The 14,427-nt window shown below is 60.8% G+C and carries 3 protein-coding genes; all 3 read left to right on the top strand.

The genetic code is table 11. The features are described 5' to 3' along the window. Positions 1–12 precede the first annotated feature (12 nt). The 3 genes from clbH to clbJ are packed head-to-tail and all read left to right on the top strand — an operon-like array spanning position 13 to position 14,419. Complete coding sequence (gene clbH, locus ACRAWE_RS03565) at positions 13–4,809, top strand: colibactin non-ribosomal peptide synthetase ClbH (RefSeq protein WP_432524841.1); 4,797 nt, start codon at positions 13–15, stop codon at positions 4,807–4,809. A gap of 48 nt (positions 4,810–4,857) precedes the next feature. After that, positions 4,858–7,890 carry a colibactin polyketide synthase ClbI gene (clbI, locus tag ACRAWE_RS03570; protein ID WP_432524843.1) on the top strand — a complete coding sequence of 1,011 codons (3,033 nt, stop codon included), beginning with the start codon at positions 4,858–4,860 and terminating at the stop codon, positions 7,888–7,890. 43 nt (positions 7,891–7,933) lie between these two features. Next, positions 7,934–14,419 (top strand): colibactin non-ribosomal peptide synthetase ClbJ, encoded by a 6,486-nt coding sequence (clbJ, locus tag ACRAWE_RS03575; protein WP_432524847.1) that lies wholly within the window; start codon positions 7,934–7,936, stop codon positions 14,417–14,419. Positions 14,420–14,427: the final 8 nt, after the last annotated feature.

The following is a 14,427-nucleotide window of genomic DNA, read 5'->3' on the forward strand; positions in this document are numbered from 1 at the left end:
AAGGCCAGAGTTATGGAACAGCAAGGGACAACGGGGCAGTCGACCACCGACGACCAAACGATAGTCGACTATCTGTATCGTATCGCCGGTGAATATGGGGAAAAGTCCGCCGTGTTGATGGACGACGCGGCGCTGACCTATCGCGAACTCAATGCACGCTCTAACCAACTGGCGCATTATTTGCGCGGGCAGGGGATCGGCGAAGACAGTGTGGTGGCGATCCACCTGCCGCGCGGCATGGCAATGCTGATTGCCATTTTCGCCATTGTAAAGGCCGGCGGCGCCTATTTACCGCTGGCGCATAATGCGCCGCGTAGCCGCATTGAAAACATCCTGAGCAACAGCGCAGCCGCTTGCCTGATTGGTACGGACGATGGCGATCGCTGGTCGATTCCTCGCGTCGAGGTCGACAGCGCGGCGGTCAGTGCTATGCCGACGAGGGATCTGCGTTACCGGCCGCACGCGCGGCAACTGGCGTATATCATCTACACCTCCGGCTCCACCGGCGTCCCCAAAGGGGTGGCGACGGAACATGCCGCGCTGCTTAACCGCATTGTCTGGATGCAGAGCGCCTATCCCATCACGTCGCGGGACGTGCTGTTCCAGAAAACGGTGTACACCTTTGACGTCTCCGTCTGGGAAATGTTCTGGTGGGCGATGTATGGCGCATCTGTGGTGCTGTTACCGTCCGGATTGGAGAGCGATCCGCGTACTTTGGTGCGGCTGATTCAGCGTCACCGCGTGTCGGTTGTACACTTTGTCCCTTCGATGTTGAACCTGTTTGTCGAGTATCTGGAGATAAAACGGGATTCGCGCTTGATCGCCTCGTTGCGATCGGTGTTCGCCAGTGGTGAGAAACTCACTGTCCACAGCGTGGCGCGCTTTTATCAATCGGTGGCACAGGGCGACCTGATTAATCTCTATGGCCCGACTGAAGCGGCTATCGATGTCAGCCATCACCGCTGCCAGCGCGAGTACGACTACGAAGACATCCCTATCGGTCAGGCGATTGACGGTTGCCGACTCTACGTGCTGGATGAGCAAGGCAACCCGGTGGCGGACGGCGAAGAGGGAGAGCTTTATCTCGCCGGTATCGGGCTGGCGCGGGGTTATCTCAACAATGCAGCGCTGACCGAACGCTATTTTACCGTGCATCCGACCCTGTGCCATTTAGGGCAGCCGGAGCGGCTGTATAAAACCGGCGACCTGGTGTGGCGCGACGGACAAAGCCAACAGGTTTATTACATCGGGCGCAATGATTTTCAGATTAAAATAAGAGGGTTACGTGTTGAGTTGGGCGAAATCGAGGCCCATGCGATGCGTTTGCCGGAGGTGCGGCAGGCGGCAGTGGTGGCGGACCAGGACGATCCCGACAATCAGCTGATTTACGCCTTTGTCGTCAGTAGCGCGCGGCTCAATTTGGAGGCCTTGCTGGATGCATTGGCCAAAAACCTGCCGGCTTACATGCTGCCGAACCGTCTGTTGGCGTTGTCAGCGTTACCGCTCTCCGCCAATGGCAAGTGCTGTCGTAAAACGCTGCTCGGCTTGGCGCGCGCGCACTCAGCCAGTTGCGTCGATCTGCGTGAGACACCCGCAGTACGCTACCTGCCGCTGTCATCGGCGCAAGCGTCTATGTGGTTTATGCAACAGTTGGCGCCGCACACCGCGCTGTACAATAACCCCGCCGCCTTGCTGCTTGAAGGGGAATTGGATCGCACGCGGATGGACGGCGCGATCCGTCAGCTGATGAGCCGGCATTCGCTGTTGCGCGCCATGGCGGAAACCCACAATGGGCAACCGGTATTAGCGGTGCCTCAGGCCGTTTCGTCGCCGGCGCTGCTGACGATAGTGCCGCTGCCTTCGGTGGACGATAATAACGCGTTACAGGCGTTGATTAACCAGCGCGCGGCACAACCCATGCTCTTGACGCCGGGCACACCGCTATGCCGGTTTGAACTGTTGACGATCGATAACGCGCGTAGCGTGCTGTTGATTCATTTGCACCACATCATCAGCGATGGCTGGTCGAAAGGCGTTCTACTACGCGAGTTGCAGGCAGCGTATAACGGCGAGTCCACGGCGCAAGAACCGCCGCTGGAGTATAGCGATTACCTGGCGCAACAAGAGGAATGGCGCCAGAGTGACGCGTATCAGGACGCGATGCGCTACTGGCAAGACACCCTGACGGGCACGCTGCCGATTCTCGATATCCCCACCGATCAGCCGCGTCAGACGGTGGCGCGCTACCGAGGGGCATTTGTCACCTTTGCATTGCCTGACAGCGCCTGCGAGCAGGTGGTGGTGGCAGCGCGTGCGCAGCGCGTGTCGTTGTATAACTATCTGCTGGCCGCCTTTGTGCTCCTGTTGCATCGTAATGCGCGTCAGCAGGAATATATCGTCGGTATGCCGATTGCCGCGCGGCTGGCGCAAGAACAGGAGCAGATGATCGCGCCGCTGGTCAACGTGCTGCCGCTGCGTTTGCCTCTTGACGAGGCGGCACCGTTTTCCGCGTGGGTGCAGACGGTCAGAGGTATTCTGTTCGCCGCTTTCAGGCACCAGCGCCTCGAATTCACCGACATCGCGCGTGCATTGAATGTGGAGCGTAGCGCCGGACATTTCCCGGTGTATCAATGCATGTTCCAACTCGACAATATGCCGCTGGCGATCCCGACGCTAAACGGCGTCAACGTCACTCCGCTACTGTTGGATACCGGTGCATCTCAGGTGGATATTTCGCTGAGTATGCAGCATATCGATGGGCGCATCACCGGTACCTTCGAATACGACGCCGGGTTGTACAGCGCGGAGCGTATTCGGCATTTGGTGGCGCAGTGGGAGGAACTGTTGGATGAAGTAAACCGCCAGCCCACGCTGTCAATCCGCGATCTGATCCGCGTCACCCCCCGGGAGCACGCTTGGCTGGCGCGGCACAACGCCACTGAAGTTGCGCTGCCGCCCGTGGATAACCTGCTGGCGCTGGTGCTGCCGCACTGCCGGCAGCGCCCCACTCACGTGGCGTTGCGCCACGGTGACAACGCTATGACCTATGGCGAACTGCAACAGGCCACAATGCAGATGCGTGCCTGGCTGAGCGCGCAGGGCATACAACGCGGAGAATCTGTCGCGCTGCTGTTACCGTTCTGCTTCGAATTGATAATCGCGCAATTGGCGATCCTCTCTCTGGGGGCGAGTTATGTGCCGCTGGATGGCGATGCGCCAGAAGCTCGCAACGCCCTGATTTTGGCTCAGGCAACACCGCGCATGCTGCTGGTGACGCAACCGCAAGAGGCACCTCATGGACTGACGATACCTTGGGCGACGATGCCCGGTTGGCGCAGCCTGTTGGCAGAAATGCAGAGCTTGCCGGTTACCGTTGCGCCAGCGACGCTGGAGAGTGACGCGGTGGTGATCTTCACCTCCGGCACCACTGGGCAACCCAAAGGTGTCCGGCTCAGCCAACGTAATCTGGTCAACCTGGTGGCTTCCTTTATCTCTAGCTATCAGGTGATGCACCAGGATGTTCTGCTACCCATTACTTCTGTCGCGTCCGCCAGCTTTGTCGGGGAGGTGCTGCCGCTGCTCGCCGCCGGCGGTACCCTGATATTGGCGCCAAAAGCGCAGAGTCTGGACAGCGATGCGCTCATTGCGCTGCTGGCATCGCAGCGGGTGACGATCCTGAGTACGACCCCGTCGCTCTCCGCCAGCCTTTCCGTTCTGGCTCAGGCGATGGGATCGCTGCGTCTGTTTCTGTGCGGCGGTGAGGCGCTGGAGTATGCGCAGATTGCGCCGTTGCTGCCGAACATGACGGTAGTTAACGGTTATGGCCTGACCGAAAGCGGTATCTGCTCGACCTACTATTCCGTCGCACAGCGTACGGCGCAAGAAACGGGGCCACTGCCTATTGGCCGCCCGATCCAGAATACCCAAGCGTATGTGGTGGATGCGGATAACCGCCTGGTACCGCCGGGCGCCTGCGGTGAACTCTGTTTCTCCGGTCTGGGTATCTCCCCCGGCTACCTTAATGCACAACAGGATCCCGCGCGTTTTGTTGAGTTGCCGGAACATGCCGGCGTGCGGGTGTTGAAAACCGGCGATCGTGCCCGTTGGGCAACAGACGGGATGTTGTTCTATCTCGGCAGACAGGATCGCCAAGTGCAGATCCGTGGGCACCGGGTGGAGCTGGGCGACATCGAAAGCCTGCTGAAACAGCATCCGGATATTGCCGATGCGTGGGTCGATGTGCGCAGCAATGCGGCAGCGACTCAGCTGTTGGTGGCCTTCTATTGCAGTATCAACGGTGTGGCGCTGGATGCGCAGCAACTGCGCGTGTGGCTTAGCCTGCGGCTACCGTTGCATATGCTGCCGTTGCTCTACGTGCCGCTGAGCGCCATGCCGCTTGGCGTGAACGGCAAAATCGATCCCCACCGTTTGCCGCAGGTAGACCTGCGACAGGTGGCAGGGCCGGGCGAGTATGTCCCTCCGGCGACCGAACTGGAACAGCGTCTGGCGGCGATCTGGCAGCAATTGCTTGGCATCGAGCGTGTCGGCACCACCACCAATTTCTTCGATCTCGGCGGACACTCGCTTCTGCTGGTACAGATGCAGCAGCACATTGGGCAGCAGTGCGGCCAGCGCGTGGCGTTGGTCGATCTGTTGCGCTTTACCACCATCAAACGCTTGGCGGAATTTCTGCTGGCCCCGGACGCAGCGCAAGGGACCACGGGAGATCAGACGCAGCAACGTGCGGCACAACAGCGTTCGGCCTTTGGTCGGGCGCGCTGGGCTGCCACAACCGACAGTCATCACTGATCCCGCTGAATGGAACGCGTGACAAACCTGAATACAGGGGAAAGCAACATGGCAGAGAATAATTTTGGGGTGGCCATCATTGGGATGGCGGGGCGTTTCCCTCAAGCCGATACCGTACAGGCGTTTTGGGAAAATCTGCTGGCGAGCCGAGAGTGTATCTCCTTCTACAGCGATGAGGAGCTGCTGAAGATGGGGATCAGCCCCGAATTTGTTCAGCATCCTGACTACGTCAAGGCCAAGGGGGAGGTGGCGGACATCGATAAATTTGATGCCGCCTTCTTCGGTATCGCGCCCCGAGAGGCGGAGCTGATGGATCCTCAGCACCGCGTCCTGTTGGAAACCGCGTGGGCAGCCTTCGAGGATGCGGGCTATGTGGCCGCCGATTATCCGGGGGATGTGGGCATTTTCGCCGGCAAAAGTATGGATTCCTACTTGATGCTGAACTTGATGCCGCACTTCAAACGCGTTTTTTCTTCCGGCAGTTTGCAGGCGGCCATTGGCAACGACAAAGACAGTATTACCACCACCATCGCCTATCACCTCAATCTACGTGGCCCGGCGATCACGGTACAGACCTCCTCGTCGACATCCCTGGTGGCGGTGTGTGTGGCCTGTCAAAGCCTGTTGACTTGGCAGTGCGACATGGCGATTGCCGGCGGTGTGACGCTGGGGCCGCCGGCAAAAACCGGCTACTTGTCGCAGGAGGGCGGGATCACCGCCGCCGATGGCCACTGTCGGGCGTTTTCCGATAACAGCAGCGGGTTTGTGCCCGGCACCGGCGCAGGGCTGGTGGTGTTGAAGCGCGTCGACGAAGCGTTGCGTGATGGCGATAACATCTATGCGGTCATCAAAGGGTTTGCCGTTAACAACGACGGCTCGGAGAAGATCAGCTATACCGCGCCGAGCGTGGACGCTCAGGCGCGCGCCATTGCTCAGGCACAGCGGTTGGCGGGGTTGGCGCCGCAGGATATCACTTACGTGGAAGCTCACGGTACCGGGACACGTCTGGGCGATCCGGTTGAGTTTTCCGCGCTGAGCCGTGCCTTTGCGGGCGCGCCGCAAAAGCAGTACTGTGCGTTGGGGTCGGTAAAAACCAATATCGGCCATCTGGATACGGCGGCGGGCGTCACGGGTTTGATAAAAACTGCGCTGGCGGTGCAGCAGGGCAAAATTCCCGCCACGTTGCACTTTGAGCGGCCCAATGCACAGATCGATCTGACCAATAGCCCGTTTTACATCAATACCACCTGTCAACCGTGGCAGCCGGAAAACGGCATGCGTCGCGCGGGCGTCACCTCGCTCGGCATGGGGGGCACCAATGCCCACGTTGTGCTGGAGCAAGCGCCCGCCGTTGAGCTGCAAGCGCGAGCGCCTGTACCTGCCTACAGTATATTGCCGTTCTCCGCCAAAACCGACAGTGCCTTATCCTCGGGACTGGCGCGTTTTGCCGATTTTCTGCAACGTGAATCGCTGCCGGATCGGCGGGACATGGCCTGGACGCTCACCCAGGGGCGCAAAACCTTCACACACCGCGCCGCGCTCGTAACGGACGATCTGCACGCTGCCGGGACGCTGTTGCAGCAGACCGCGACAGCACCGTTCGCCCGTGGCGTGGCACAGACGCAGTCTGGGCTGGGGATGCTGTTTTCCGGGCAGGGCAGCCAATATCAGCGCATGGGCCATCAGCTCTATCAGGCTTGGCCGGTTTACGCAGAGGCCTTTGACCGTTGCGCGGGGTTACTTGAGCGTGAATACCGACTGGATATCCGCCATGAACTGTTCAGCGCAGAAATCTCGTTAGCCCAGGGCGAACGCCTGGCGCAAACCCGCCTCACGCAACCGCTGCTGTTCAGCGTCGAGTATGCCTTGGCGCAATTGTGGCTCAGTTGGGGCATCACGCCGACGGTGATGATCGGCCATTCGCTGGGTGAATGGGTGGCGGCGACGTTGGCTGGCGTGTTCTCTTTGGAGGATGCGCTGCGCTTGGTGGCGCGTCGGGCTGAACTGATGCATCAAGCGCCAACCGGTGCCATGTTGATGGTGGCGCTCCCGGAAGCGCAGATGAGCGCCCTGATTTCTGCCCCGCTGGCGCTCGCCGCGGTTAACGCCCCTAACTATTCGGTTATCGCCGGGCCTGAGGCGGCGATCCTCGCCGTTAGCCAGCGACTGACGCAGCAGAACATCATCAACAAACGGTTGCACACCTCCCACGCCTTCCATTCCAGCATGATGCAAGATGCGGCGCAGGCGCTACGTCAGGCATTTAAGAACGTGCGTCTGAACCCGCCGACGCTCGCCATCATCTCTACCGCAACCGGCGAACTCGTCAGCGCTGATACCCTCACTACGCCGGACTACTGGACGGAACAGATGTTGATGCCGGTGCAGTTTTCCGCGGCACTGCGGCTGGCCCAGGCGACGTTTGATGTCGACTTTCTGGAGATTGGGCCGGGGGCTACCTTGACCCGGCTGGCCAACGGTCATGAATTGGGCGATCGCCTCGCGGTCAGCGCGCTGCCGGCAGGCGCCCACAACAGCGAGGAGCACAAACATATCTTAGATACCGTGGCTTCGCTCTGGGTGCGAGGCCACAACATAGACTGGTCTGCGTTTGCAGGCGACCAACCGCGCCGTGTCTCGTTACCGACCTACGCCTTCGACAAAACCCGTTACTGGGTCGACAGCCCGGAAGAGCAGGGGCTCACCGTAACGCCGGTGGCGGACGCGGGGGATATCGCCTCTGCTGAACAGCCGGCGCACCGTCAGCCGCGTCCAGCGTTTGCGGTGCCTTACGCGGCGCCAGAGAGCGAGACGCAGCGCGGCTTGGTGGCGATCTGTGAAGCATTGCTGGGGATTGACGGCTTGGGCATTGACGACAACTTTTTCGAAGCCGGCGGGCACTCGCTGATGCTGGGCATGTTGCTGGCGCAGGTGCAGGAACGGTTCGCCGTCACGCTTTCCTTTATCGACCTGATGGAGGATGCCAGCGTGCGCGCTTTAGCGCAGTTGGTCGAGCGAGAGCAGCTGGACGATGGGGAGTCCACGCTTGCCGCGCTGGTTAACGACATGGTTAACGAGTGATGTCGACAATGATGTTCAACGCAGCGATAAGGAAAGGACGGTCATGACGATACACCATGCCGCGTTAGCGCGAACGCTCCCGGCGGATAAAAAGGAGAAGTTACTACGACAGTTGGCGCAATCCGGCGTGTCGCCTAGCCGTATTCCCATCATCAAGGCGGACCCGGCGCAGGCGATCCCGCTGTCGTTTAATCAGGAACGGTTATGGTTTTTGCAGCAATACGACAACGCCGCCATCAACTACAACCTGTATGTGGTGTATCGTTTGCACGGTGTGGTGGATATACCGAGGCTCACGCAGGCATTGCGCCGTGTGCAGGCGCGCCACGCCATCCTGCGCACCCGTATAGTGGTGCGCAACGATCGGCCTTGCCAGGTGATCGATGATGCGCCTGCGCTGATCTTCGATACGGTCACGTTAGCAGCGCAGGCTCCGGATTCAGCGCGAGACGCGGCGATCCAGCGGGTGACAAACACTCGGTTCGATCTGGCGCATGGCCCGCTGTGGGGGGTAACACAGATCGTTCAGCCCGGACAGGATAGTCATCTGGTGTTTTGCGTGCACCATATCGTCATCGACGGTATCTCGCTGCGGCTATTGTTTGATGAGTTACAGCAGCAGTATGCACGATTGCTCGCCGGTGATGAGACGTCGTTGCCGCCGTTGCCGCTGCAATATGCCGATTATGCCTGCTGGCAGCGCGAATGGTTCCAGGACACCCTGCTGGCGACCGAACTTGCCCACTGGCGCGCGCGTTTGCAGGATGCGCCTCTCCTGTCGACCTTCCCGTCGCTGCATCCGCGCCCGGCGCAACCCTCTGCGCATGGCGCCCGGTTCAGCATCACCCTGGATGCAGCATTAAGCCGCGCGTTGAAACGGGTCGCCAGCGCGCAAGAAACGACGCCGTTCGTACTGATGCTGACCGCCTTCCAACTGGTGCTGATGCGTTACGCCCAGCAACAACGGCTGGTGATGGGCACGCCGGTATCGGGACGCATTCGCCCGGAGTTGCAGAACAGCATCGGCTACTATGCCAGCACCGCGGTTATCTGCACCGATTTTAGCGGGGTTGAGGTGGGGCGCGACGCGCTCCAGCGCGTGAAGGCCAGCGTGAAAGAAACGCTGGGACGCCAGCAACTGCCGTTTGAAAGCTTGGTGAATGCGCTGGATCTCCCGCGCAGTCTTTCCCATTCGCCGTTGTTCCAGATCCTGTATATCTATCATAACCACGTGACCCCACGCGCTTTTCCCTTGGCCGGCGCGCACTGGGAGCAGGTGACGTATCACAATCAGGCCGTCAAGTACGACATGACGGTCGAGGTGTTCCAAAACGATGCCACGTTCGACGTCGCCTTTGAGTTCAATCTGGGGCTCTACGATGCCGACGTGGTTCAGCAGATTGCCGAGGCGCTGCGCCAGCATTGTTTGGCGCTGACCTCCTCACTGGAGGTGCCGATCGCGGCGATCCCTCTGCAGGCACCGGAGGCCGCAACGCCCCAACGCGACCCGCTCAATGCCACTGACGTCCTGTGGCCCGCGCCGCAGGATGTGCTGCGCATCATCGAACAGCGCTGCGTGCAACACCCAACGCAACTGGCTATACAGCAGCACAATGGCACACTGACGTACGCCGCACTCTGGGCGCGCGTGCAGGCCATCGCGGCGCGTTTTCAGGCGCAGGGCATACAACCGGGCGATCGGGTCGGCGTACTGTTGCCGCGCCACAGCGATGTCATTGCAACCCTGTTGGCGACGTGGTACGTGGGGGCGTGCTACGTGCCGTTCGATCTCCGTCAGCCCCCGGCGCGTTTGCAACGCCTCATGCAACGCGCTCGTCTGGTCTGTCTGGTGGTGCGTCAATCGGGAGAATGGGGGGAAACGGCACAGCTGTCGTTGCCGGAATCGATGCAGGACACGCCGAACGTGGCCCTACTTCCCGCACCTTGCGCTCTGTTGCCGGATATGCAGGCCTATCTGTTGTTTACCTCCGGTAGCACCGGCGAACCTAAAGGCGTGCGTGTTGTTCACCGCGGATTGCTGAATCTGCTGTTGGATATGCAACGTACCTTTGCTGTAGGCCCGAACGATCGGCTGCTCTCTGTGACGACGCCCACGTTTGATATTTCGTTCCTGGAGTATCTGTTGCCGCTGATCTCCGGCGCGAGCCTCTATCTGACGGAGGCTGAACGCGCGGCGGACAGCTTCCGTATGATTTCGTTGATTGCCGACTATCAACCAACGTTGATGCAGGCGACGCCCTCATTCTGGCACGGGCTGCTGACGGCGGGGTGGCGTGGCGACCCGCAACTGTGTGTGCTGGCGGGCGGTGAAGCGCTGCCGACGAAGGTGGCGGAAGAACTGCTGCGCGGTTGTGGCGCGCTGTGGAACCTCTACGGTCCCACCGAAACCACCATTTGGTCGCTGAAAGCGCAGATCACCCAAGCCGAATACATCACCCTCGGCGCGCCCATCGCCAATACCCGTGTGTACATTCTGGACGAGGAGGGCCATCCGGTGCCGCGAGGCGTTGACGGCGAGCTTTATATCGCCGGGGATGGGGTGGCGCACGGCTATGATGGACAGCCTGAGCTGAGCGCACAGCGCTTCTTGTCAGAACCGGGGTATCCCGGCGGCAGGATGTTCCGCACCGGCGATCTGGTCAGGTGCGATGTGCGGGGGCAGCTGTGTTTTGTGGGGCGCAAAGATAGCCAGATCAAACTGCGCGGTTATCGTATTGAGTTAGGCGAGATCGAACGGACGCTGGCGCGACACCCGCACGTGGACGGTGCGGTGGTGGCCTGCATTGAAAGCGCGCCGTTACACAAAGCACTGGCGGCGTTTATCGTCACCAACGCGCCCCTCTCGCTGTTCGAACAACTGAAAAACGATCTCCGGCAGCAACTGCCAGATTACATGGTGCCGACGCTGTGGCAGAGGGTGACCGCTTTCCCGAACACCGCCAATGGCAAAATCGATCGTAAGCGGTTGGCGGCAGATTTCGTGGCCGAGGAGCCCCTCGCGCCGCCGCCAGCGCTGAGCGACGCGGAACAGGCGTTGTTGGCGCTGTGGAGGCGCTATTTACCGATAACAAACGCAGGACCTGAGTGCGATTTCTTCCGTTTAGGGGGGCACTCCTTGCTGGCGGTGGCGCTGGTGGCCGAGGTCAACCGTACCTTTCACTGTGCCTTGACCCTTAAGGACATTTTCCATTACTCCACGCTGCGGGCATTGAGTGCGCGTATCGTACAGCAATCTACGACAGACGCAGCTGCGCCTCAGGATGGCTGGGTGATGGCGCACGATCCCGAGCATCGTCATCAACCTTTCCCGTTGACGGATGTTCAGCGCGCTTACTGGCTTGGACGACAGGCGGGTGCCACCTCGGTCGCGACCCACGTCTACCATGAGTTTGACGTCGAGCACTTTGATGTTGCGCGTTTTACCCAGGCGGTGAATGCGCTGATCGCCCGCCATGAAATGCTGCGTGCGCGGGTACTCCCCGACGGTACTCAGCAGATTCTGGCGCAGGTGCCGACGTATCAGCTCGAACAGCGCGATCTGCGTGCCTTGCCCCCCTGCGCGCATCATGATGCCTTGATGGCGATCCGCGATCGACTATCGCACCACGTGCATCCCGCGGAGCATTGGCCGCTGTTTGATTTCAGCTACTCGGCTTGCACGGCGCGGCAGGGCCGCTTGCATTTCAGTCTCGATCTGCTGATCGCCGATGCCCTGAGTATGCGTACGCTACAGCAGGAGTTGATGACGCTGTACCGCGATCCCCATGCGTCGCTGCCGCTGCTGCCGTTCTCTTTCCGTGATTACGTGCAGGCGCTGTTGGCAGAGCAGGCGGGTGAAGCCTATGCGCGCGATCGGGCCTATTGGCAACAGGTGCTGCCGCAGCTGTATGGCCCTCCAGCACTGCCCGTACAGGGCGATCTGGCACAGTTGCCGGCAATCAGGTTCGTGCGCCGTCATCATCGGTTGTCGGCCCACGATTGGGGCGCGTTGAGCGCGCTGGCCCAGCGCGCGCGCATCACCAAGACGGCGCTGTTGCTGACGGTCTTTAGCCAGGTATTGGCGCGTTGGAGCCTTAGCCCGACATTTACGCTCAATCTGACGTTGTTCAATCGCCCACTGGGCTACCCCAACGCTGAGGCGGTCATTGGTGATTTTACCGCTGTCAGCCTACTGAATGTCTGTTACGACAGTCAGCAGGCTTATGCCCACAACGCCCAGCGTATTCAGGCGCAACTGTGGGAAGATCTCGAACACCGTCGTTTCAGTGGGATCCGCGCCAGCGAGGCGCTGATCCGCAGCGGCCGTTTCCCCGCGCCGATGCCGGTAGTGTTCACCAGTATGGTGGATACCCACGAGGAGACGCCTGCACAGGCCGCGCAGGACACAACCCGCTTTACCCTGTGTCCGGATGCCAATATTACCCAAACGCCGCAGGTGTGGCTCGATCATCAGGTGATGGAGCAGGCCGGGGAGTTGCATTTCAACTGGGATGCGGTCGCACAACTGTTTGATGCCTCGCTGCTGGATCAGATGTTTGGCGCCTATTGCCATGCGCTACAGGCGCTGGTTACTGCGCCGCAAGGTTGGCGGGTGCCGAACAGTTCGCTGGCGCTGCCCGCCGTTTGCGCACCGGTCACGCAGGCCCCTGCGCCGACGGCGCTGTTACATCATGGGCTTTTGCGTCAGGCGGCACTGACGCCACAGGCGACTGCGCTCATCAGCCCTGCCCGCGAACTGACCTACTGCCAACTGTCGACGGCGGCGGATAATGTGGCCGGCGCCCTGTTCGCGCTGGGCGTACGGCACGGCGATCGCGTGGCGGTGGTGATGGAAAAAGGCTGGCAGCAGATCGCCGCCGTGCACGGCATCTTGCGACTGGGTGCCGTCTACCTGCCGGTGGACCCGGCGCTGCCGACACAGCGTCGCCAGCTGTTGCTGACGGCGGGCGAGGTGCGGGTGCAGGTGACGCAGCCGGGCCTTGCCGCGCTGGCGCCGTCGCTGCCCGCGCTGGCCATCGACGACGGGATGCTGGACGCGCCCGCCGCGCCGCTGCCGTCAGTGGCGGCGGAGGCCACGGATCTGGCCTATATCATTTTCACTTCCGGCTCCACCGGCACGCCGAAAGGGGTGATGCTCGACCACCGCGCCGCCATGAACACGCTGGAGGACATCAACGAACGCTTTGGCCTCAACGCGCAGGATCGGCTGTTCGGGCTGTCGTCGTTGAGTTTTGACCTGTCGGTGTACGACGCCTTCGCACCTTTTATGGTGGGCGCGGCGCTGGTGCTGCCGGAGGCGGGGCGAGAGAAAGATCCGCGTCATTGGCAGGCGGTGATGGCGCATGGCCGCGTGAGCGTCTGGAACGCGGTGCCTGCGCTGATGCAGATGCTGTGTGAATACCACAGTGGCGATCGGGCGTGCTATCCGACGTTGCGTTTGGCGCTGCTGAGCGGCGACTGGATCCCGCTGACGTTGCCGGGGCAGATGCGCGAGCGGCTCAATGAAAAGATGGCGATCATCAGTCTGGGCGGTGCGACCGAATGCGCCATCTGGTCGGTGTACTACCCGATAGCTGAGGTGAAGCCGGCGTGGAGCGGCATTCCCTACGGCCGTGGACTGCGCAACCAGCCAATGTACGTGTTGAACGCGCAGTTGGAAGAGTGCCCGGTCGGCGTGGAAGGGGAGATCTGCATCGGTGGGATGGGGCTGGCGCAAGGCTACCTGAACGACGCGGAGAAAACCGCGGCGAGCTTTGTGTGGCGAGCGGCGAGCGGCGAACGGGTTTACCGCACCGGGGATCGCGGGCGCTATTTTGCCGATGGGCAAATTGCCTTTTTGGGGCGCAACGATACCCAAGTGAAGGTGAACGGTTTCCGCGTCGAACTGGGTGAAGTCAAAAGCCATCTTGAACGGCTTGACCGCGTGGGGAGCGCAGCCGTGGTGTGCCATCAAGGGCAACTGCACGCCTTTATCACCGCCGCGGGAAATGAAGATGTCGACGACCTGTTGGCGCACGTCCGCGTGCAGTTAGCCGCGCAACTGCCGTACTACCTGTTGCCCCAACATCTCTTTCTTCTCAACGTGCTGCCGATGACCGGCAACGGCAAAATTGACCAGGCGGCACTGGCCCACGAGGTTACCCAACGTATGTCGCAATCTACACCACAGGAGACGGCAACTCTCGCGCACGCCTCGTCCTGTGAACAGCAGGTGGCCGCACTCTGGTGCGAGGTACTGCAACGAGAGCGGATCGGACTGAACGACAACTTTTTTGAAGCGGGGGGCGGCTCGATTCAGATCGTGCTGTTGCACCGCCGCATCGAGGAAATTTTCAACGTCACGGTACCCATTGCCGAGCTGTTTCGCTTAACCACCGTGAAAAAAATCGCCGGTTATTTGCAGGCTACGCTGGACGGTGCACAGATGGTGAATCAGACGCAGCAGCGTGACGTCTCCCAATCCCGCGCCCAACAGCGGCTTGTACGCCGTCACCAGCGTCAACGTTAAGGAAAAAC

Origin of the sequence: Serratia sp. BFP-2025 (assembly GCF_050880365.1) — a bacterium.
GTDB classification, from domain to species: Bacteria; Pseudomonadota; Gammaproteobacteria; order Enterobacterales; family Enterobacteriaceae; genus Serratia; species Serratia surfactantfaciens.

Excerpts from the sequence above, each read along its gene's own strand:
- clbH (WP_432524841.1), top strand. The coding sequence starts at position 13 with ATGGAACAGCAAGGGACAACGGGGCAGTCGACCACCGACGACCAAACG.
- clbI (WP_432524843.1), top strand. The coding sequence starts at position 4,858 with ATGGCAGAGAATAATTTTGGGGTGGCCATCATTGGGATGGCGGGGCGT.
- clbJ (WP_432524847.1), top strand. The coding sequence starts at position 7,934 with ATGACGATACACCATGCCGCGTTAGCGCGAACGCTCCCGGCGGATAAA.